We start from the raw sequence: 22,095 nt of genomic DNA, 5'->3' as shown, positions 1-22,095 counted from the left end.
GGCGCTGGCCAATATCTGGCCAGCGCCTATTTTTTTAAAAATTTAGGCTGTGTAAACGTATTCAGAAAAATATATTCATTAATATTTCCCTTGAGGTGCTTTCTTGGCGGCGCTATAAATGCGCACATTCTTCAGTTAATAGGGGAATGAAATTGCGTAATAATCCGCTGGATAGATGATTTCTTCCTGTTTGCGCAAAATAAAGGTAGAAGCTATTCAGATGGGGTCGGTGAATTAACATGTAATTGTTAACTTGTATTCATTGAAAAATAATGAAACCCTGAGCTGTGCGGCCTAAGCAAGGGCCTAAAAACAATAAAGAGGATTTTTAAATGAACTCCTTACGCACAACTGCGATTGCAACATTGTTGCTTGCAGCAACATCACTAGGTCAAGCCAATGCGACAACATACAATCGCGGCAATTCGGCAGACCCGGAAACCCTAGACCAACACAAAACCTCCACCACTTATGAAAGCGTCATTCTACGCGATCTTTATGAGGGGCTGGTGACTTACTCAGCCGATGGCAAGTTGGTACCGGGCGTTGCCAAATCCTATGAGTTATCAAAGGATGGTTTGGTTTACACGTTTCATTTCCGCGATGATGCCAAGTGGTCCAATGGCGAGCCGGTTGTTGCAGGAGACTTCGTTTTCTCTTTCCGCCGTATTTTGACACCTGAAACAGGCGCGAAATACGCAACGGTTCTCTATCCCATCAAAAATGCCGAGGCCGCAGCCACGGGCAAAATGGATGTAAAAGAAATTGGCGTTAAAGCAATTGACGATAAGACATTGCAAATCACGCTCAATGCACCAACGCCTTATTTCATTGGTTTGCTGGCCCACCAAAGCGCACTGCCGGTTTACCCGGCTACAGTGAAAAAATATGGCTCCGACTTCGTCCGTCCAGAGCACATTGTCACCAATGGTGCATTCACTCTTAAAAGCTTTGTGCCAAACGATGCCATTACAGCGGTAAAAAATCCATACTTCCACGATGCCGACACGGTTCGAATCGATGCGGTTAAGTATTACCCTACCGAAGACCGCAGCGCGGCGATGCGCCGTTTTGAAGCGGGTGAGCTGGATACCAATAATGATGTTCCGCTAGAGCAAATCGACTACTTAAAAGAAACGTTTAAAGACCAGTTCCATGTGGCACCCTATTTGGGCACTTATTATTACGCTATAAATACCCAGAAGGAAAAACTGGCCGATGCCGATGTACGCCGTGCACTAAGTATGGCGATTGATCGTGATTATCTGGCAGAAGATATCTGGGGCGGCACCATGGTTGCAGCCTACTCTTTTGTACCTCCCGGTATCGCCAATTACGATAGTCCGGCACGTACATCATGGGCCGATATGGATATTCTGGACCGTGAAGATAAAGCACGCGAAATTCTTGAGAGCAAAGGTTATACACCAGCGCACCCACTCAAAATTGAAATTCGCTACAACACTTCGGAAAACCACAAGAATACAGCCGTGGCCATCGCTGACATGTGGAAAAACATTGGTGTGGAAGCAACCTTGTTAAACACAGACGCAAAAACCCACTACGCAAACCTGCGTGATGGTGGTGATTTTGATGTGGCACGTGCCGGTTGGATCGGCGACTATTCCGATCCGCAAAACTTTTTATTCCTAGGCCTTTCAGATAATAAGGGCCTGAATTATGCAAAATACAATAATCCTGCGTTTGATGCTGTTATGGCCAAAGCTGCCAAAACAGTAGATCTTAAAGAACGTGCGAAACTACTAAAGCAAGCAGAAGAAATGTACTTAAATGATGTGCCAAACATTTCTTTGTTATACTATAGTTCAAAGAATCTCGTCTCGAACAAAGTCCATGGCTTTAAAGATAACCTGCTTGATGTGCATTTGAGCCGTTATATCTCGATAGACAGATAATCGCCGCTTTACTCACCAAAAAAGCAGCCGGAAAGGGGATTCCGGCTGCTTTTGATTAAAGCAAACGAAAAAAACCAAGAACTGGAGAAACAGGGCCATGTTGCGTTACGTTACGGGCAGATTGCTAAGCGCAATTCCGACCTTGTTCCTGATTATTACCATTTCTTTCTTCCTCATCCGTGTTGCGCCGGGTGGGCCTTTCGATCTGGAACGGCCGTTGGAAGCAAAGGTTATGGAAAATCTGAACAAGATTTATAACCTCGATAAATCACTACCCGAACAATATCTTCTCTACCTCAAGAGCGTGTTACACGGAGATTTCGGGCCGAGCTTTTTCTTTCGTGATTTTTCTATTAACGAGCTCTTTGCAAAGTCGCTTCCCATATCCATGCAACTTGGCTTAACGGCGCTGACCCTTGCCCTAATCGTTGGGGGTATATTGGGCATTACAGCTGCACTGCGTCAAAACCATAGCGTCGATTATTCGGTAATGGCCGCCGCAACACTGGGTGTAACAATTCCCAACTTCGTTGTCGCGCCGTGTCTGACACTCGTCTTTGGGGTTTGGCTGGGCTGGCTGCCGGTTGGCGGCTGGGAAGGCGGTAAATTTGTCAATGCTGTCTTGCCTGTAATCACCTTGGCACTGCCGCAAGTGGCCGTTGTTGCCCGCCTGACCCGTGGCTCGATGATCGAGGCCCTGCGCTCAAACCATGTGCGCACAGCCCGTGCCTATGGCCTGTCCGGCTATACCATTATCGTCGTTCATGCACTGCGTGGTGCAATTTTGCCTGTTGTGTCTTATTTAGGCCCTGCAGCTGCAGCACTGCTCACCGGTTCCGTGGTCATCGAAACGATCTTCGGTATCCCCGGTATTGGCCGCTATTTCGTTCAGGGCGCGCTCAACCGCGACTACACCCTTGTCATGGGTACCGTAGTTGTTGTGGCTTGCTTCGTGATTATTTTCAATATCATAGTGGATCTGGTTTACGCTTTGCTTGATCCGCGTGTACGTTTTGATTGAGGTTGAACATGAGCGATACCTCCCTAGATACCGCCACACCGGCAAAGTTGGGCCGCTCCCTTTGGGATGATGCCCGCGACCGCTTGCTTGCCAACAAGGCAGCGGTAACCTCCATTATCGTGTTGGCTGTCATTGCAGTACTGTCGATTTTCGGCCCGATGTTCTTGCCTCATCAATACGATACCGTTTACCGCGACTACACCAAAGTACCGGCATCATTAGAGGCTTACCCGCGCCAAGATCAGGTTGAGCCTGCATTCAACAAAATCGCCAAGCGCGCTCGCCTGAGCATTGAGAGCTATAAAATGCGTGAGGATGGCTTTGTTGAGGCACAGGTAACTTCCAAGCGAAAAATCAAGGAGCGCAATGCCAAGCGCCACTTCGACCGCTCCGATTTGTTCGCCGATACCATGGTGCAGGGTCTGACTGACGGTGGCAAAAGCGCCACGATTGTTAGCCGCATCAATTATATGCACTTCTACTTTGGCACCGACGCCAATGGCCGCGACTTGCTCTCCCGTACGCTGATTGCCGGGCGCGTGTCGCTCACTATTGGTTTGCTGGCAACCATTGTCGCCATTTCCATTGGTGTCATCTATGGCGCAACCTCTGGCTACCTTGGTGGCCGCGTTGACTTGGTTATGATGCGCGTGGTGGATATTCTCTATTCGCTGCCGTTCATCTTCTTCGTTATCATGCTGGTGGTGTTCTTTGGCCGTAACTTCGTTCTCATGTTTATAGCAGTGGGTGCGGTGGAATGGCTCGACATGGCCCGTATTGTCCGCGGTCAAACCCTGTCCATCAAGCGTCAGGAATATGTGCAGGCGGCCGAGGCCATGGGCATAACCGATCGCGGCATTCTCAAACGCCACATCATCCCCAACACCTTGGGTCCCGTCGTGGTTTACATGACCCTGCTGGTGCCAAAGGTTATCCTGCTGGAAAGCTTCCTTTCCTTCCTGGGTCTTGGTGTTCAAGAACCCATGACCAGCTGGGGCGTATTGATCTCCGAAGGGGCACGTAATTTGGAAGGGGCATCTTGGCTGCTAATCTTCCCGAGTATCTTCCTGACCTCCACCCTGTTCGCACTGAACTTTATCGGTGATGGTCTGCGCGATGCGCTCGATCCAAAAGATCGCTAGGGGGCCAAAATGACAAAACTTAACGAAAACACGGTTTTAGAAATTTCTGGCCTGAAAGTGGATTTTGCAACCAATACCGGTACGGTTAACGCGGTAAAAGGTGTCAACATCCACGTGGATAAGGGTGAAACCGTTGCTATTGTGGGCGAATCCGGTTCCGGCAAAAGCCAGACCATGATGGCCGCGATGGGGCTTCTGGCTTCAAACGGTATCACCACCGGTCACGTGCGCTACAAGGGCAGCGATATACTCGGCCTGCCGCCGCGCAAAATAAACAAAATTCGTGGTGCCAAAATCACTATGATTTTCCAAGAGCCCATGACCTCGCTTGATCCGCTCTACACCATCGAGCGCCAATTGTGCGAACCGATGGTCCAGCATGGCAACTACACATGGGCCACCGCCAAAAAGCGTGCGGTAGAACTGCTTGACCTGGTGGGCATCCCCGAACCTGCCCGCAAGGTAAAAGCATTCCCCTACGAAATGTCCGGCGGTCAGCGTCAACGTGTCATGATCGCCATGGCATTGGCCAACGACCCTGACATTCTCATCGCAGATGAGCCAACCACAGCGCTGGATGTGACCACACAGGCACAAATTCTCGAGCTGATGGCCGAGCTGCAACAGCGTCTTGGCATGGCCGTGGTCTTCATCACCCACGATCTGGGTATCGTCGAGCGTATTTCCGATCGCGTCTATGTGATGAAAGAAGGCGAAGTGGTTGAGGAAGGGCAAACCAAAGAAATCTTTGAAAAGCCCAACCACAGCTACACCCGCATGCTGCTCGATGCCGAGCCAACAGGTCGTAAGGACGATGTGCCCGCCGATAATCCGGTGGTTCTCTCCGGTGACAAGGTTCGCGTCGAGTTTGAAACCGAAGGCGGTTTCATGAAGCCCAACCACGTTTTACGCGCAGTCAACGACATCTCGCTGAATGTACGTGAAGGCCAGACACTTGGTATTGTGGGTGAATCCGGTTCCGGTAAATCCACACTGGGTCGCGCCCTGTTGCAGTTGCTCCCCTCCGAAGGTCGGGTGGTGTATTGCGGCAAGGACATCTCCGGCGCGGGCCGTAAGGCCATGCGCCCGCTGCGCAAGCAAATGCAGCTCATTTTCCAAGACCCCTTTGGCTCGCTCAGCCCGCGTATGACCGTGGGACAGGTGATCACCGAAGGTCTGTTGGTTCACGAGCCGCACCTGAGCGCACAGCAACGCGACCAACGCGCCATCGAAGCCTTGCAAGAGGTTTCCATGGACCCGGCCATGCGCAACCGTTACCCCCACGAGTTCTCAGGGGGGCAGCGCCAGCGTATCGCCATCGCGCGTACCATGGTGCTGAAACCGAAACTGGTGGTGCTCGACGAGCCAACCTCTGCACTGGATAGAACCATCCAAAAGCAGGTGGTTGAGTTGTTGCGTAACTTGCAAACAGAGCACGGTCTCACTTATTTGTTCATCTCCCACGATCTGGCAGTGGTTCGCGCCATGTCGGATACAGTGATGGTGATGCAAAAAGGCGAAGTGGTCGAGCAAGGGTCGGTCTCGGATATCTTTGATAATCCGCAGCAAGACTACACCAAGGAGCTGATCAATGCAGCCGCTTTGAAGCTGGAAGAGTTCATCTGATAACGGCCAGAATTTAAAGTTTACAAGACAGAAAACCCGGCCAAGTGCCGGGTTTTTTATGGGAAGCAACGCACCCCAATAAATCAGGTTGAGCAGTCCTTGCCATTATAACAGGGTGGATTTACCCCGCCGCCCAATGCCCTATCAATATTTATGCAGGTTGTTAGGGGCAAAGCTTCATGAAAATGCTGTATTCTTTTAGGTTTTTAATGCCATTTGTTTTGGCTTTAACAGTTGTAGCCTATGGGGTGCCCGCAAAAGCGGATAAGCAGCTGGACGAGATCGCCCAAAAGTCCAATAATCCGGTCTCGGATATCTGGCTGGTCCTTACATCCAATAATACATCGTTTTTAAAAGGCGATTTTATTCGCGGTACCCAGGTCGTCAGCTCTACTAAGCTGCAACCGGTCATCACTTTCCCGCTCTTGTCGGGAGATTACACACTGGTAACCCGTACCAATTTCAGCTTTCTTTCGCTGCCCTTCGATAAGGAAGTGAAAGAGTTTGTCAACGTTGCGCCCAACCAGTTCATAGGTCAAGGTGATTTGGGGGCGGTACTTGCAAGCCCGTTTGGCCGTCATCGAGGTTTTGGTGATATGGCGCTGCTTACCATGTTTGCGCCGCGCCGCGATAGCGGCTTCATGATGGCTGCAGGCATTACGCAAATATTCCCGACGGCGAACGATGAATTGCTAGGGCAGGGGAAATACCAAATTGGTCCCGCAGGAATGATAGCCCGTATAGGCAGCGGCCATGGTGATCCCTTTGATATTGACAGTTGGGTGATAGGTCTTTTTCCGCAGCACTGGTGGTCGGTAGCCGGCCCGGATGGGCGCAAGTTTACCAACCACAGCGATATACAGTATTTTATCAGCTATAAGGCCACCCCGACTTGGACTATTGGCGCCTCTCCGGAAATTACCATTGACTGGACAGCTGATGGCGGCTTTGCGGATAAAGTGGCATTACCTATTGGTATTGGTGTTTCCAATGTGGTTCGCTTGGGCAAAATACCTTTCAAATGGGGCATACAGGGGCAATACTATTTAACAGGTCCAGAGCGGGTACGTCGCCAAACCAATATAAAACTTTTTGGGGCCGTCTTCTTGCCTAATTTGCTCACCTACAAAGGGGCATTGGCAGCGAATAACTAGCAAAATGCAAACCCTTGGCCCGTGAATTGCTCCCAAAATATTGAAATAAGATATTGTAATAATTATATAATTCTAATCATAGGGTACACAGAACCCGATTCCTAATATTAGTTAATGTTTAGGCAGCCACGGGCATAACAAAAGGCAAATTTATTGTCTTGAACCGGTTGCGCTTTATCAGATTAAAACATGCGAAATGGGGCCGATCAGCATGAGTTATTTAAAGGCAATTATCGTCGGGTTTATCCTGTCGCTATTCTCGATGGCAGCCATGGGGCAAGACTTGGCTCAAGAAGAGCAAAACATATCATTAGAAAAGGCAGCCAAAAAATCCAACAACCCAATATCGGATATCTGGCTGATGGTGTTTCAAAATGACGCCACCATTCTGGATGGAGATTTGGTTGAGGATACGCAAATATGGAACAACTTCAAATTCCAACCGGTTATCTCCATACCTTTTCTGGAAGATAGTTGGAACTTCGTTGTCCGCCCTGTATTTGCCTTCAATTCTCTTCCGTTAGATTCCGATGTCGGCAATCTTGTAAGCAGCTCGCTTGAGCAAATATTCACCGACCCTGCTTTGGCAGGCATTGCAAGCAGCCCCTTTGGCCGCAATAGCGGTCTTGGCGACACGGTATTGCTCACACTTGCAGGCCCCAACACCGAGGACGGCTGGATATATGCAGGAGGTATTTCGCAAATATTCCCAACCGCAACGGACGATCTGCTCGGTCAGGGCAAATACCAAATTGGCCCGGCAGCACTTATCGCCCGTCTTGGTAACAGTCATGGAGATTTTACCGACATCGAAAGCTGGAATATTGGCGTTTTGCCACAGCAATGGTGGTCGGTCGCCGGGCCGGAGGGAAGAAGCTTCGCCAACCATGCCGACATTCAGTATTTCATAAACTACAAGTTAAACGCGACCCAGATGATTGGAATGACACCCAATATCAGCATTAACTGGAATGCGGATGGCGGTTTTTCTGATAAAGTTTCACTGCCTGTTGGCCTTGGCACAATTGGTATGTTTAGGCTTGGCAAAGTGCCGGTACGCTGGGGGGCTGAGGCGCAATACTACCTTACAGGTCCTGAAAATGTACGTCGCCAAGCGAATTTCCGGCTGTTTTTCGCACCCATAATACCCAACCTGTTTAAATAGGCCATTTAATACAAAAGCGCACAAAGCATATCACAAACTATGGAGTGGCTAAGTGCGAAAAAGACTATTGCAACAAGAGCAGACAATGGCAAACGTTGCCTGCTCGGTTCATATTTGAGAGTGTATTGCCGAAAAGTTCCTACCGGTTTTCGGGTAAGTATACGCGTCAAATAATAGGTTCAAGCAGTTTGATCGCTTCTATGAAATAGCAAGCTGCTTTAATGCCCCTATTGTATTTGTGCTAACGGTTCGCCCCTATGCTGATGAGACGAATTTACACGATAGAGGCCGTATAATGCAGAGCGATGATCTTGTTCCCGACAACAATATGGGACATGCCGGTGAGATTGCGTTGAGAAAACGCTACCCCGGAACAATCCAGTGGGATGAGGAGCGTCTCGCCAAAATGATGCGGCAGGAGATTTCCCAATCCCATGCCAGCTTTATCGAAGCGCAGCCTTTTTTCTTTATTGCGACCGCCAGTGCGCAAGGACATTGTGATGCCAGTTTTCGTGGCAGTGAAGTGGGACCTGATGGCACGCCCGGGCTGGCTTGTAAGGTGCTCTCCAGCACCAAGCTTGTCTTCCCCGATTATAGCGGCAACGGGCTTTACAACAGTTTGGGTAATATCGCCAGCAACCCGCATATTGGTATGATTTTTATAGATTTTACGAAACAAACCCGTATACGCCTCAATGGCACGGCATCCATACGCGATGTGGAAGAGCTCGAAAAGGCCATGTGGCCAAACGCGCAGGCAATTGTCGAGGTAATACCGGAACAAGTATATGGCAATTGCCGCGCCAGAATTCCAAAGATGCTCTGTACTTGATAGAGATATTCATTGAAATGTATTTTAGTTTGTCTCCTCTCTTTTACACTTGAACTATTTCAATTATACATTGCGCATTGATAAATGTAATTTGGTGAAGTTGTGTATTATTTCCATGATTGATGCCTGAGGCATAAGGTGAAAAGAAGCTTCTTCCGGCTCTTTCAAGTTAACGTGTCAACACCTTCTATACTTCAATAGTGTTCAGGTATTCGTCGACTATCATTAAAAATGCTTGAACGTCACTCTTAGGATTATTTTTCGCACATTGTGGTATCTTTTTTATGAGATGTTCCCAAGCTTGAGCTTGGGGCTCATTAAAATATTTATCGACAATCCAGTCATGAAATCCGTTGAGGGGTTTAGTATCTGACGAGTAATCGAGACCGCTCAAAAATGCTACAGCATAACTTAAATCATCTTCTAGCAGGAACATTCCCGGACGAGAAATAACGTTTCGAATTTTTTCGGTTGCAGAGTCTTGCATCTAATTGACTAGGAACACACTAAAATTATTGATTTCATCTGGAACACTAGAGGAATCCCCCCTCAAGCACTTATCGTAAACAGCCCCGAGGAAAGCTGAGTTCACTATATCAGCCAAAATCACGGGAAGCTCGCTGTGTATTTCTCCCACGACTTCCCATCCTATAATGTAAATTTGTTTTTCTTTGCCCCAATTTTCGCAGAACCAATCGCTCATAACATCGTTTAATGCATCAAGGCTATTTCCGTTTATGAGAGGGCTATCCTTACCTTTGAGGATTTTGCCCATGGACCTCAGAATCTCCTGTTTGCTTTGAGAGCCCCTGAGATCAACAACATATTTTTTTCCAACAGTAGCCGAATGGGCTTTCCACTGCGCAGCTTCAATGAACTGGATCATTTGATCCTCACAAATGGCTTTCCAAGATTACTCCCGTAGTGTGTGCCTGTAAAATAACGTCGACTATCACTACCCACGACTATTCGCTCTGTGCTTGCCCCGGTCTGATCTGCTTGAGGTGAAACCCTGTATTCACGATATGTAATCGCTTCACCCGCTGAAGTCTTACTAGGTAAATTACCTTCCCTATTCCTAAACACAATTCCCCAACGTTTTCCTGTTGAGCCAGTTGGAACTGTTCCACCGTTAATATGAGAAAGAGTGTCATTAACCGCTACTTGGCGATCATTTGGCAATCGGTTGATGTTAAAATCAACTTTAGGGAAACAATCATTATGCACGAGTACTGGTGGTGCATTTGGATTGATCGGGTCGGTTACGTAATACGTGTGTGAGTGGGCAACCTCGATGTTCCACGCGGTGAATGGCTTCTCAATCAGGTCCCACTGTTGCACCTGCACGGGCGTCCCGCTACAGGTTTGCAAATCCATTCCGACTTTGAGCTCTGCCGCCGGTACCCACTTGCCTTGTCCCGCTGTTTGGGACCCCTCTTGGTTTGGAGGTACAAAAAACGGGTGCTCATGGGTGGTGATGATCTTGGAGGTCTGCTGTTCTTGCGGGTAGAACAGTGTCAGGTGGATCTGGTTGTCGTGATGCTCTGACCAAACACCATTAACCTTGCTGAGAACATTGCCGGTTGATTTGATTTGCTGTTGGCCATTTGCACTAGTTTTGCTGATAAATTCCCGGCCATTGTGATGGAACACTGCGCCATCTTGCAGTCGCGCCAGCGGTTGGAAAGTCCAAAGCTCAGTGCCCTGCCACTTGGCATAAACAAGATCATCTTGCGAAACTGGCCGGCTGTTATCAGCTGGATCGTAGTTTTGCAGATGTCGGTGTAGCTGAGCAGGCGTTGCAAAGCCTAGTGGCTCAACTTGCACCTTATCGGCCTGACCTGGTGAATGGGTAATGCGGTAGACCTGACCATCTTTGATCAGCAGATCATGCGAAGCAAGGTCTTGGGCCTCAACGCTCGTCCATGCTATGAGGGCTGGCCGGAAGACTTCAAAACTCTTTCCTTGTGCGGGAACCAAAGCGGCAAGAAATGCAAATAGACCAAAGAGAAAGGCCGCAGCCCAACGCTGAGTTGGTGGATTATTTGACATCGGGTTGGCTTTCATATGCTGCACGTCTTTGGAGGAGAATTTATACATCACGATTAAAAACTCCCCAAATCCAACACTTCGATTTTATTTTTGGTTTTAATAACCATTTCAACCGCTGAGAACGTTGTTTTTTCTGATTGTTCCACACTTGACCAAACTAACATATCTGTCTTTAACAGACTAATTGGTTTTAATCCCTGCGCTGTGTAAACGAGCGTGTCTCCACTGAATGAACAGCCTTTACGAGCAACGCGTCGTGCCTTTACACCATATTTACCTAAGCGGCCGAGAGGTTCAAGACCAGCAATGACTAATGCATAATCCTCTGGTGTCTCTGCTAGATATATTTCTTCAGCTGTGCCTGTTACAGGAGGCGTTGTTGCATAAAGCAAGTTGAGCTTACAACCCTTACCCATTTAAACTCAAGCCACGTTGACTCGCTCGAACGTGGGGCGTCCGAGGGTTGTCATTTTGTTGAGAACAGTAACGCCAATCTTTGCTTCTGTTCTCTGATTTTCTAAACTACGTGATCTGAGGTAGTTGCCGATCATCTGCTTGTAGCGCCCCATGAGAGTTTCCCCTCGCGCTCTTTGGCCATAGCCGGTCTGCTTCTGCCAGGCCATTCTTCCGTTTTCTTGAATGGCAAGAATGGCCTTGTCCCGTGCTGTTGGGTCAGTTACAGCCTACGGGTCGGGAACGGCTGTTTTGGGTGGCGGAATGACAATCTCGACCTCCTCATACCGGTCAGCTATTTCCTGCCTTGTGGGCTCGCAATCATAAGCGCCATCACCATGAAATTTGGCAAGCGGCCCCTCAACCTGATCCAACAGATCTGGCAAGGCTGCGGGATCAGCAACGTTCTCTTCCGTGAGATCAGAACAGATGATGTCGCCGGTATTCAGGTCCATACCCAGATGCAGTTTGCGCCATTTTCTGCGCTTTATGCGGGTTCCGTGCTTTGTCTCCTGCCATTCACCAGCACCAAAAATCTACAAACCCGTGCTGTCGACAACCAGATCAGCTGGCTCAGCTTTGGATCGCGATCGTTGTTTTGGCAGCTTTAAATTTTCTACCCGACGCGACAGTGTTGAAAAATCGGGGACGGGTAGATCCAGCTGCATCAGGCGGAACAAGGAGCGCACAAACCCTTGGCTTTGGCGTAGCGCAAGGCTGAATACCACTCTCATCTGCAAACATATTTCAATCGCAAAGTCAGAGAACTTCAAAGGACGACCACGGCGCTTGCTATGCGGGGCACACCACGTACTGGAGGCGCTGTCATCAATCCAAATCGTGACATCACCACGCCGGCGAAGACTTTCGTTATACTCTGGCCAATTCGTGACCTTGTATTTAACATTATCAAACTTGTGACGCCGTTCGGCATGATATTTAAATGGCATAAAAATGTCTTTGATGGAAAATCTGCTACCTACATACACCGCAAAAACTGATTTATGCAACAACGCCTCGGAAGTGCAGGGAATATAAAATGAATACGACTGTTTTTGTGAACAGCGTGTCCGGCACGTTTCAACAAATTTCTGTATTGTACTTCTTGAGATATTCTTCTAATTTTGTAATTATTATTTTAATAGTGGTGTCTCAATCGCACCTCTTGAGGGTAAGAAATTGATGGTTAAGTTAATTACCGTCTGTCTTATTTTAGGTGTTCTTTCAGTAGCACCCATATTAAACTATGCAGGCTATTGCATTCCACAATATCGCTTTCTTTCAGTCGATGAATTGTTCCTCTCTGCAATACGAGACGGGGCAACGGTCATATTTCACGAAGATATTTACGAATACAAAGATGGCATCGGAACCGTTCGACAAGAATTTTCATCCGGTGATACATTTGAGAGTTTCATTTCAGATAGAATAATAAATTTTCAAAGAAACAATCCTAATTGCTGCTATATTGTTGAATCTCCGGAAGATTTCATAAACGAAGGATGGGAATTTCCAAGTTTAACCGGCCGGCTCTTCGGCAGTCAAAGAGCCACAATATCAGTTTCGTATTTTGGGAGATTCACCCGTGGCGGATCAGATGAGGTCGCATCAAAGCAAACATTATACGCCATCGTAGGAAACTGTGGCACCATTTACAAGGTGCCGTAACATTAACTTGAAAGAGCCGTAAGAAGCTGTTGGCCTTATGCTTCAGGCATCAATCATGGCAGCGGTTTTCCATTGGGCGAAGGCGCTTAGACGATGTAGGTGAATGTCGATTGCACAGCGTTGGTTGTGAGGAGGAACGAAGAGATTGCGAAGGCCTGAAAACATGGTCACGAACCTTTGTAATTGCCCGGGTGACTTGAAGCGCTGCATTGCCCGCTCCCGTTTTCGCAATGGGACATGGGAATTTTCAGCACGATTGTTGAGGCCTTTGTGGGAGCAATGATCTCGGGCGGGAAACACTGGCGCTTGTAGCTAATCGATGATGGCGTCATACGCCAATCGCTATCTCATCAGGCTGGTGCCAAAGTTTACCTGACAACGCCCCTAGAAGTTCGCTCAAGGTAAGTTCAAAAGCCAGGAAAGGGTTTCGCGCGCCATCAGATCGACCGCCGTTGGCCCTATGCCAGCTCCCATTCGATGACCAACATCGAATTCCAGAAAAGTACACTGATCACCAGAAGCCTTGAATTCCGCGGCGCGCCAAGATGGGGACCAACGATCACGCAAACCAGTGACGATGAGCGTGGGGCCACCAAAAGCTCCAATATCCATTACCGCATTGAAATCGCGCAATCCCGTGAAGAAAGCCCGCTTGAATTTGCGTAACTGCCCGCCAACACCGTACCAAGAAACGATTTCATTCTGTTCAGATTGTAGACCTTTCTCGTAAATTTTTATTCCCATACTGCGCTTATAGACTTCAAGGGCATTTGATTGCGGTGCCCACAATATGACTGATTGCACAGGGACCTGCGCCTTTAACCTTCGGGCCGCTGAAGCGGCGACGAGAGTACCTTGGCTGTGGCCAAGAATACTAATTTTCTCTTTGTCGAATTTTGGCTGTGCAACAATCCAATCTATTGCGGCAAGAGCCTCGTTGACACGTCGTTCTAAAGTCATATCGACATAATCTCCTTCAGACCCACCACGACCTCCGGTACTAATGGTGAGACTAGCAACGCCGCGGGCCGCCCAATTTCGAGCAACGGTACGAAAGAGTGGAACGCTCGTACCGCGAATTGTTGGACCGTGCCGATTTCCTCCCATGCCGTGTAGGATCACTACGATCGGAGACGGCTCCGGCGAGTTGGGCTCTGTTAGCGTACCAACGATCCTGAAGTCATCTGCCATAAATGAAACAGTGCGTTCCAGAGAACTACCGCCAGCAGCTAGCAACGGCGGACATAGATATGAAAACGCAAGCAAAAAGACCGCAGGGAGGATATCCACTCTCCTGCGGCCCAGTCGCAGAATAGAAACGAAAGAGCCCATTGGTACCGTTTGAGAACTGGGTCGGACCCCCAATTGCAAATAGGATCGTATCCTGCTCATGTAGCCTCTCAAATTGGACTGCCCTAAGAAAAATGGGGAGACTTTGTCTCAATTTTTCTATGCTGCCTCTCGAACGCGCTTGGCGATATGTAACCCAACGCAGAGTGTCGACGAATGGGATTGTAAAAGCCCTCAATGTAAAGGCCAAGAGCCGGAAGAAGCTTTTCACCTTATGCCTCAGGCATCAATCATGGCAGCGGTTTTCCATTGGGCGAAGGCGCTTAGACGATGTAGGTGAATGTCGATTGCGGAACGTTGGTTGTGAGGAGGAACGAAGAGATTGCGAAGGCCTGTCGCTATCTCATCACAAAGTTTACGTGACAACGCCATGCTGCTCTCACGGGTTCTTTTAATACGGGCTAAACCTGCCTTAAATGCCCGAGCGTTGCATTACGCTCAGCCAGTTTTTATGGGCAATCTTCTCGATAAGTTCAGCTCCATAACCGGCCCCTGCAAATGCTTTGAGCAGGTTTGGCAGCCCGCTGGCATCACCAATGGCCTTCGGCACCCCGCAGCCATCAAAGTCGGAGCCAAGGGCAACGCCGTCTTCACCAAGCTTCTCAATCAAATAGTCTGTGTGTTTAATCAGTTGTTCAAGCGGTAGGTCAGGGTTTGGCTTGCCATCTGCCGCTAAAAACGAGGTTGCAAAGTTAATACCCACCAGTCCCTTGCTTTCGGCAATGGCATCCAGTTGTTTATCGGTTAAATTACGGGCATGCGGGCAAATCGCAAATACATTGGAGTGCGTGGCAACAATCGGCTTGTCGCTAATGGCGGCAACATCCCAAAAGCCTTTTTCATTCAGATGCGCCATGTCCAGCATAATGCCAAGGTGGTTACACTGGCGTACCAGCTCCTTACCCAAATCGGTTAGGCCGGGGCCAATATCAGGCGTGCGTCCGTAAATCATCGGCACACCATAGGCAAAAATGGTTGGGCGCGACCAAACAGGACCAATAGAGCGTACACCAAGTTGGTAGAGGACTTCCAAACTATTAAAATCACGGTCAATGGCTTCTGCACCTTCCATATGCAGCACCACAGCCATGCTACCAGCACGCATACTCTCTGAAACTTCAGCGCTATTTTTACAAATGACCACCTTGCCACCAGATTTACGCTCAATGCGCACCATCTCTGCAATCGCCGCCATCGTGTAAGCCAGGGCTTCCCCTTGCGGTACGGCGCCAAAATCGTCTTTGGCCACATGGCGCGATTCCAGTCCCAAAACCGGCGCAAGTTCATAGCGTGGCGGCACAAACAAGGCGAACAGACCGCCGCCCAAGCCCCCCCTTTGGGCGCGCACTAAGTCTATGTGATCATAGCTGACTTCTTGCATAAAGTTGCGTGGCTTACCGGCAGCTTTTTGCAAAACAAGCTTGAGCAAAACATCATTATGGCCATCAAATACCAATGGTGTGCCTTGCGCACTCTCCGGCATTTTTTTGCTTGAAGGAAATCTCGCAACTTTGTTGGCCCTGTCCATAATCACCCTCGAAATAAGACGCGTGTATTCGTACCTCACTATTGAGGGCGAATAACCCAATAATTCTCAAGCAGTTATTGCCAGAGGCAGCAATTCTGTCAAGGCAGGGCAACCACCCAGTAATGAAATACGCGTAAATGCGGGCTAAAGAGCGCTAGCCATACCCGGTAGAGCCACATCAATTACGATGGTAACAAAGTGGCAAACTGCGGCCGCCAATACAAAACCATGCCAAATGGCATTTTGAAATGGCAGTTTTTTGGCAATATAAAACAAGGTGCCCACCGAATACAGCAGTCCGCCCAACATCAGGAAAACAAATCCGGCGGTCGAACTTTCATTATAAATGGGTACGATGGCCAAAAATCCAGACCACCCCAAGGCAAGATAAATAGGCACCGCAAACCGTTCCAGCTGGTTTAAATGCAGTATTTTAATCGCTGCACCGGCAATGGCGGTCACCCACACAACACTGAGGATAGTAATCCCCACCCAACCCTTCAACACCATAAGACACAAGGGGGTATAAGTACCGGCAATCATCAAATAAATGGCGGAGTGGTCAAGACGGCGTAAAATGCCGAGTTTGTTTTCCTTGGCCAGCAAATTGTATAGCGCCGAGCAGATAAGCATCGTCATTAAACATGCAGCATAAATAAATATACTCACCATACGGGCCGGATCATCCGCGGCCCACAGCAAAATAGTCAGTGCTGTTGTCGCTGCCGCACCAAAAGCAATACCTGCAACGTGAATAACACCATCAGCGATTTTTTCATTACGTGATTCTAATCGAACCATTCTAACCTCGTTTCGCGCAAGTAATCCAAACACAACAACACACTGGCCTTAACATATAGGCCATAGGTGAAAGCAGGCATAAAATACTAGAAGCTTTGCCACCGAATTTGTCACGCAATTATGATAGTAAAGTGTCAATCATTTTGCGTAGATGCAATCCTGGCAAAATAGTGCTTCAAATACAACTAGGTCACCTAGCTAATGTTACTCATGATTCACCGTAAAGTTTTCGGTGTCGATAAAAGCAATTGAGGTGGATACCAAGTTGAAGATAGCTGAGATATAAATGATCGTGCCACTTACAATCGTGCCAACTCCAATATCTACAATGTGCCACCTGCGCTACAGCATAGATCGTAGCTGTGAGACTGGCTAATCGTTTTTGATAAAATTATCGTGTAAAGAATTGAACGGCGTTTAAGCGCTGTGAGGCCATCAGGCGTCACTTTTAAGATAATACAGCAGTTATCGTAGTCTTCTCGCACGATCTTCGTACGATTTTGAGCACATTTGCACACTCGAAGCGCTTCATACACAATATCAGTGGGGAGTGTCATAAATCCGCTCAAAAACTTTGCTTTTTTCAAGTGCTTTCGCTAAGCTCCGCCCCACAGGCATTGCCTTAAAATCAATGCCCGACGGTAATAATAGGTTATTTTTTTGTAGCCGGTTTGCACCATCCTATCCATTCCAGTTTATTATATATATCAACTGGTTAGCTGCAAAGCTGATCACGTTTATTATGCCAAGAGGAATTGAATGACGGTCAGTATCGATATGGGCACCAAGACGAATGGTTTCAATGCCACCCTCGATTTGGAAGAACTTCTCGCTACGCGATTGTTAGTACAGGGAAATTCAGGCTCAGGGAAATCCCATTTGCTACGCCGTCTAATGGAACAGAGCGCCCCTTGGGTACAACAGGTTGTTATCGATCCGGAAGGAGATTTCGTAACACTTGCAGACCATTACGGGCATGTTGTTGTTGAAGCAACAATGAATGAGCGCGAGCTGACTATGGTTGCCGCCCGTGTCCGGCAGCACAGAATTTCAGTTATACTGAATTTGGAGCACTTGGAGCCCGATCGTCAGCTTAAAGCCGCTGCCGCTTTTCTCAATGGCCTTTTTGATAGTGATAGGAACTACTGGTATCCGGTACTGGTGGTTGTTGATGAAGCACAAATGTTTGCGCCCGCAGCCTCGGGTGATTTTGGTGAAGAGGCGCGCCGTGTCTCACTCATGGCCATGACCAACCTGATGTGTCGTGGTCGTAAACGTGGACTTGCAGGCATAATTGCCACTCAAAGGCTTGCAAAGCTTGCCAAAAACGTTGCGGCCGAGGCGACCAACTTTTTAATGGGACGTACGTTCCTCGATATTGATATGCAGCGGGCCTCAGATTTGCTCGGAATGGAACGCCGTCAAGCAGAGCAGTTTCGTAACCTGCAGCGCGGGCAATTTATTGCGCTCGGTCCTGCCATGAGTCGTCATCCCGAACGAGTGAAAATTGGTGAGGTGGTTACAGCTGGTCGTGGTGGCTCACCCAAATTAATGCCGTTACCAGAACAGCCTTTGGAAACAGCAGCCGAACTCATTTTTACTCCTACTGAAAATGACCCGGTACTCAAAAACAACAAGGTAACGGCGCCAACCGCAACCGAAGTTATTGCCCAGCTCTCGCAAACTGCAGCCAAGCGGTTGGAAACACAAGAAAAAGAGCAGGTTTCCGAGCCGGAGGATCTGTTTAATCACGAAGAGAAACAGGAAAAAATCAATGGCATTCTTTCAAAGATACTGGAAGAACCTGAAGCCGGTTTCCTACCTGTCTCGCAGCTTTATCAAGACTTTCAGGTCCGTTGCCGTATCGAGAGGATTGCATCACCAGATCTCGCCCAGTTTCGCAAACTTCTAGCTGTTGCACGGGCAGGGGTAGATAAAAAAGAGGTCGATACCTCGAAATGGGAGCAAGCTCAAACAATTGCCAACCATCTTCCCGAGGATATGCGGGGGGTTTATTTGCTTCTTGCGAAAGCTGCATTCGCGCAAGAGTGCTGCCCGGATGATATGGATATTGCAAAGGCCTATGGCACCCGCTCTCCGGGTCGGGCAAGGTGGTTACTCACGCATATGGAGGAAAGAGGCTTTATTGTTTGTGCCTCAGACTTGCGCGGCAATCGCATTGTCACATTACCGGACCTTGGTTGCCAAACTGCAAATAGCTAATGTGTTAATTTGTCAAAACCGTTGATTTCGGTTTTAGCAGCCCGCCGACAAGCAATTGCAATGTCGTTTCTTTTATTGTTTTCTCGTTGGCTGTTCTTCCGTCGAATAAGCACTGATGCAGCACAATACCATCCAGAAAAGAAGAAATTACTTCACTTAGAACCTGTGTGTCCAACTCTGGCGATATCTCTTCCTTCAGCTGTAATTGCTTCAGGTGGCGGTGTAAAAGCTGGGCAAATTTTTTGTATAGATTTTCGAGCCTCCTCGTAAAACCCGCCTCGGAAAAACTGGGGCCATAAATATCAAAGAAAATACGCGTATATTTCTTTTGTGTTTCATCAACTTGCAATATGTTGCCGAGCACTTCTATAAACTCTTCAAGGCTTTGGCACGTTGGAATGACGCTGGTTTGTTGTTCAAACCGGCATAGAAACATTTCTAAAAGTGACTCTGTTAATTGGTCTTTACTATCAAAGTACAGGTATGTTGTCCCCTTGGCCACACCAGCTGTTTTTGCTATATCACTCATAGTGGTGTTGCGATAACCCTTTGCGTAGTAGCACTCCAGCGCCGCATACAAAAGCTTCTCTCGCATTTCTTGTTTATTGACAATTTTGGGCATTATTAATCCATAAACCGTTATTTGCACCAAGTATTAACTACCACTGATAAAGGGCCATCTGAACCCTAATTATCTGCTAGAAGACGGCACCCAACTGCGAAATGGTTTATTCCACGTTTGGTGTCCCGACGCTCTCGAGTATTAGGCCAGACCTTTTGAGTTTTTCAAGTAAGAAACTGATAAATCTTTGTACACGCTCGGATATTTTTGACCTGTCATCATATAAAAAATACATATTAGTACTTTCTAGTACAACGTCTTCAAGAATTCTGACAAGGACACCTTGAGAAAGCTGTTTGCTAATTAGTTTTACGGGCAAGCAACAAATGCCTACACCGCGTGTTGTGGCATCTACAATTGCTGTCATTCCATTAATTGAGTAATGAGATTTATACGTGAACCGTTGCTTTTCGTGACCTGCGGTGTAAGCAATTTCATTCTTTTGACAGCCGCTAATGAGCTGGTGCTCCTCAAGTTCAGAAATAGTAAAAGGTACACCATGTTTTTTGAGATAGCTGGGGGCCGCAAACAGCCCCATCTCAAAGCTCAAGACCTTTTTTTGAATCAGACGGCTTGGCTGTGGTTCTCGAAACAAAATCGCTAAATCAAGATTCTGATTACCAACTTCGTCAAGGAGCGGGCTTGAGAAAGTTATATGGATGTTTACGAGAGGGTTTTGCTCCATAAACTCTAAAGACCAGTAATGCAGCATGTTATTGGCAATTGTCTCAGGGCAGGAAACATAGATATCCCCCTCGCAATTACGATTGGTTTCATGAACTTCCTGCAGTTTATCAACGACACAAAACATATCCTGCGCTAAATATCGATAATACTGCTGGCCTGCAGTCGTTAAATCGAATTGCTTGGCGTTCCGGTGAGCAAGCTTAACGCCAAGCTCTTCCTCAAGTGACTGGAGGGAACGGCTGATGGTTGCTGCTGAGACGCCGGCGCTTTGAGCGGCTCCCACAAGGCTACCCTTTTGAGCAGCCAGACAAAACCAATAGAACCAAGTTATTTGCGATGCTTTCATTTCTACAAACTTAGATTGTAATATTGTTACTTTTCTCGGTGGCGAATTAGCCTTAATTTTTCGTAGGTTAATTCAAAAAGGTAAAACTGGAGATTTGGATGAAAAATAAGTTCCCCCATCACTTTAAAGGCAAATTTATGGCTATAGGAATGATGACAATCATGCTCTTAGGAATGCCAGCAATTTCCACCTACCAAAAGCTGCCCGCTGATGCCGACTTTCTATCAGCTTGGCTAACCCTATTAAAAATAATGTTGCCCGTTACTTTACCAACTGTACTCGTAGTAGCTACATGCGTAAATTTCATTATTACTAAATTTTTAGTGCGCACCTTTGAAGAAGAAGTCGAGTTTACTAAAGCACAATAATGTCTTTTATTATTGATGAACTTTTGTTGGGTCTACTGGTTCAAAAAAAGGCACATCATCTCTGCGCGAGCAAGTCGTACACAAATGCGGCTTGCTTGGTAAGGTGTATTTTAGGCAACAAGCTTTGCGAATAGGCGCTTTTTCAAGGTGGCCTAGATTGCGTTCATGCCAAACAATGCCCTTTTTAATTTCCTTGGAAAAAACTTTGAGTAATCTTTCCATAAGGCCAGCCACAAGCTGCGGGTCAATACCCTGACTACGCAGAAAAAACAAAGGGTTAAGGATTGCAATCGCAATGTTGGAGTAGAAAACGGCCGGTGCAGTACGACGCTTGCCTAAGTGAGTGTATAACAGCTCAACAATGCTTTCTATTGTTACAGTCAGCTGCAAATGCTGGCTGGGCGATGAGAACGCCGTAGTTTGTAAATGAGTAACTACCGGGCTTTCTTGAGCATTTGAGAGATCAACTTCAACAAATGGAGGCTCATCAGATATTCTGAAGGAAAGATCGTGAATAGTAGGTGCAACGCCTTCAACCAAATAACTGGTGACAATAGGGGCTAATAGTTGCGAAGAGAGCCGTTTGACGGCAAGTGCACTCGCAATTTTTTTTGTTGGAGCGCCTTTTTCCTCTTCAAAAAAAAGGGTTAACTGTTCACAAATACCTTTAAATTTTACTGCTGGCTCATCAAAGCCAAAAAGTTCAGTTGTCTTTTTCGCTCGCTTTAATCTCTTGGTGTCAAGTAGGCTATGCGCGGTCTGCGGTGCAAACTGTAGTAGGATTGAAAATTGCTGAGGCAATGATTTTTGTAAAAGTGTCTTGTGCAGGCACGCGAAATCAGCCGCTGCAGGGTATTTATGCATTTGCCCATTAAAAGTAACTGTCACGCAAAAACCTCAAGACACCATTATTAAATGCCATATGTTTAAATGTAATGGTGTCGTTTTGCAAATCATTTGCATGTAAGGCAGTAACTCTAGAACTCGCTCCGTTTGATTGAATTCAAAAAAACGACAAAAATTCACTCAAAACAGAAAATTTGGAGCATATGATGTGCTCCCTGAAAAGTCCCTCGATTTGAGTTAGAATTTTCTGTGACGAATTTCCTGGCTGGGAAGGAGCAGAATATGAAAGCATCGA

At 47.4% G+C, this 22,095-nt stretch carries 22 protein-coding genes and 2 pseudogenes; 10 read left to right on the top strand and 14 right to left on the bottom strand.

The window, feature by feature from the left end; genetic code table 11:
* Positions 1–332: 332 nt before the first annotated feature.
* The 7 genes from AYK67_RS01960 (at position 333) to AYK67_RS01930 (ending at position 8,856) form a co-directional block, all read left to right on the top strand.
* Positions 333–1,916, top strand: coding sequence for a peptide ABC transporter substrate-binding protein (locus tag AYK67_RS01960; protein WP_068081587.1), 1,584 nt, complete (start codon positions 333–335; stop codon positions 1,914–1,916).
* Between the two features lie 97 nt (positions 1,917–2,013).
* A complete protein-coding gene (oppB, locus tag AYK67_RS01955; protein WP_068081584.1) occupies positions 2,014–2,937 on the top strand; it encodes an oligopeptide ABC transporter permease OppB in 924 nt (307 codons plus the stop codon).
* An 8-nt stretch (positions 2,938–2,945) separates the two neighbouring features.
* Positions 2,946–4,079 (top strand): ABC transporter permease subunit, encoded by a 1,134-nt coding sequence (locus tag AYK67_RS01950; RefSeq protein ID WP_068081581.1) that lies wholly within the window; start codon positions 2,946–2,948, stop codon positions 4,077–4,079.
* Between the two features lie 9 nt (positions 4,080–4,088).
* On the top strand, positions 4,089–5,705 hold the full coding sequence (locus AYK67_RS01945) for an ABC transporter ATP-binding protein (protein WP_068081578.1): 1,617 nt from the start codon (positions 4,089–4,091) through the stop codon (positions 5,703–5,705).
* 179 nt (positions 5,706–5,884) lie between these two features.
* On the top strand, positions 5,885–6,859 hold the full coding sequence (locus AYK67_RS01940; protein ID WP_068081575.1) for a hypothetical protein: 975 nt from the start codon (positions 5,885–5,887) through the stop codon (positions 6,857–6,859).
* A gap of 211 nt (positions 6,860–7,070) precedes the next feature.
* Positions 7,071–8,024, top strand: a complete 954-nt coding sequence (locus AYK67_RS01935; RefSeq protein WP_068081572.1) for a hypothetical protein — start codon at positions 7,071–7,073, stop codon at positions 8,022–8,024.
* A gap of 295 nt (positions 8,025–8,319) precedes the next feature.
* A complete protein-coding gene (locus AYK67_RS01930) occupies positions 8,320–8,856 on the top strand; it encodes a pyridoxamine 5'-phosphate oxidase family protein (protein ID WP_068081570.1) in 537 nt (178 codons plus the stop codon).
* 187 nt (positions 8,857–9,043) lie between these two features.
* Here AYK67_RS01930 and AYK67_RS01925 read toward each other — a convergent pair whose 3' ends face one another.
* From AYK67_RS01925 to AYK67_RS17520, 6 genes are all read right to left on the bottom strand, one after another.
* Positions 9,044–9,343: a hypothetical protein gene (locus AYK67_RS01925; protein ID WP_068081567.1), complete on the bottom strand. Its 300-nt coding sequence runs from the start codon at positions 9,341–9,343 to the stop codon at positions 9,044–9,046.
* On the bottom strand, positions 9,344–9,742 hold the full coding sequence (locus AYK67_RS01920) for a hypothetical protein (protein ID WP_068081564.1): 399 nt from the start codon (positions 9,740–9,742) through the stop codon (positions 9,344–9,346).
* Positions 9,739–10,956 carry a polymorphic toxin-type HINT domain-containing protein gene (locus AYK67_RS01915; protein ID WP_068081561.1) on the bottom strand — a complete coding sequence of 406 codons (1,218 nt, stop codon included), beginning with the start codon at positions 10,954–10,956 and terminating at the stop codon, positions 9,739–9,741. Before AYK67_RS01915 ends, AYK67_RS01920 begins: the two co-directional genes overlap by 4 nt.
* A gap of 5 nt (positions 10,957–10,961) precedes the next feature.
* A complete protein-coding gene (locus tag AYK67_RS01910) occupies positions 10,962–11,324 on the bottom strand; it encodes a hypothetical protein (RefSeq protein ID WP_068081558.1) in 363 nt (120 codons plus the stop codon).
* A 267-nt stretch (positions 11,325–11,591) separates the two neighbouring features.
* Complete coding sequence (locus tag AYK67_RS17525) at positions 11,592–11,897, bottom strand: transposase (RefSeq protein ID WP_274533519.1); 306 nt, start codon at positions 11,895–11,897, stop codon at positions 11,592–11,594.
* Entirely contained in the window at positions 11,898–12,311 is a 414-nt protein-coding gene (locus AYK67_RS17520) for a transposase (protein WP_244266861.1), read from the bottom strand.
* Positions 12,312–12,543: 232 nt separating this feature from the next.
* Here AYK67_RS17520 and AYK67_RS01900 point away from each other — a divergent pair, with 232 nt between their 5' ends.
* Positions 12,544–13,029 carry a hypothetical protein gene (locus AYK67_RS01900; protein WP_068081555.1) on the top strand — a complete coding sequence of 162 codons (486 nt, stop codon included), beginning with the start codon at positions 12,544–12,546 and terminating at the stop codon, positions 13,027–13,029.
* A gap of 42 nt (positions 13,030–13,071) precedes the next feature.
* On the opposite strand, the pseudogene AYK67_RS16820 reads toward AYK67_RS01900, so the two are convergent.
* The 5 genes and pseudogenes from AYK67_RS16820 to trhA all read right to left on the bottom strand — a co-directional run.
* Positions 13,072–13,314, bottom strand: a pseudogene (locus AYK67_RS16820) (DDE-type integrase/transposase/recombinase); the annotation flags it as partial.
* A 111-nt stretch (positions 13,315–13,425) separates the two neighbouring features.
* Positions 13,426–14,421: an alpha/beta hydrolase family protein gene (locus AYK67_RS01895; RefSeq protein WP_082735586.1), complete on the bottom strand. Its 996-nt coding sequence runs from the start codon at positions 14,419–14,421 to the stop codon at positions 13,426–13,428.
* 177 nt (positions 14,422–14,598) lie between these two features.
* A pseudogene (locus AYK67_RS17510) lies at positions 14,599–14,721 on the bottom strand (IS6 family transposase); the annotation flags it as partial.
* 70 nt (positions 14,722–14,791) lie between these two features.
* Positions 14,792–15,862, bottom strand: a complete 1,071-nt coding sequence (locus tag AYK67_RS01890; RefSeq protein ID WP_068081601.1) for a dipeptidase — start codon at positions 15,860–15,862, stop codon at positions 14,792–14,794.
* A gap of 189 nt (positions 15,863–16,051) precedes the next feature.
* Positions 16,052–16,708 carry a PAQR family membrane homeostasis protein TrhA gene (gene trhA / locus AYK67_RS01885; protein ID WP_068081549.1) on the bottom strand — a complete coding sequence of 219 codons (657 nt, stop codon included), beginning with the start codon at positions 16,706–16,708 and terminating at the stop codon, positions 16,052–16,054.
* A 759-nt stretch (positions 16,709–17,467) separates the two neighbouring features.
* Between trhA and AYK67_RS01880 the strand changes: the two genes are divergently transcribed.
* Positions 17,468–18,931: a helicase HerA domain-containing protein gene (locus AYK67_RS01880; RefSeq protein WP_068081546.1), complete on the top strand. Its 1,464-nt coding sequence runs from the start codon at positions 17,468–17,470 to the stop codon at positions 18,929–18,931.
* 4 nt (positions 18,932–18,935) lie between these two features.
* Here the strand turns inward: AYK67_RS01880 and AYK67_RS01875 are convergent, their stop codons facing one another.
* Positions 18,936–19,553: a TetR/AcrR family transcriptional regulator gene (locus AYK67_RS01875; protein ID WP_068081543.1), complete on the bottom strand. Its 618-nt coding sequence runs from the start codon at positions 19,551–19,553 to the stop codon at positions 18,936–18,938.
* Positions 19,554–19,659: 106 nt separating this feature from the next.
* Positions 19,660–20,586, bottom strand: a complete 927-nt coding sequence (locus AYK67_RS01870; protein ID WP_068081540.1) for a LysR family transcriptional regulator — start codon at positions 20,584–20,586, stop codon at positions 19,660–19,662.
* A gap of 98 nt (positions 20,587–20,684) precedes the next feature.
* Between AYK67_RS01870 and AYK67_RS01865 the strand changes: the two genes are divergently transcribed.
* The gene (locus AYK67_RS01865; RefSeq protein WP_068081537.1) at positions 20,685–20,954 is read left to right on the top strand and encodes a DUF2798 domain-containing protein; all 270 of its coding nucleotides are present in this window, start codon (positions 20,685–20,687) and stop codon (positions 20,952–20,954) included.
* A gap of 9 nt (positions 20,955–20,963) precedes the next feature.
* Here AYK67_RS01865 and AYK67_RS01860 read toward each other — a convergent pair whose 3' ends face one another.
* Positions 20,964–21,842, bottom strand: coding sequence for a (2Fe-2S)-binding protein (locus AYK67_RS01860; protein WP_068081534.1), 879 nt, complete (start codon positions 21,840–21,842; stop codon positions 20,964–20,966).
* Positions 21,843–22,095: the final 253 nt, after the last annotated feature.

The organism is Polycladidibacter stylochi, from assembly GCF_001562055.1.
Taxonomy (GTDB): Bacteria; Pseudomonadota; Alphaproteobacteria; order Rhizobiales; family Stappiaceae; genus Pseudovibrio; species Pseudovibrio stylochi.
Note: the sequence above shows the minus strand (reverse complement) of the source record. Positions and strands in the feature narration are given on the sequence as shown.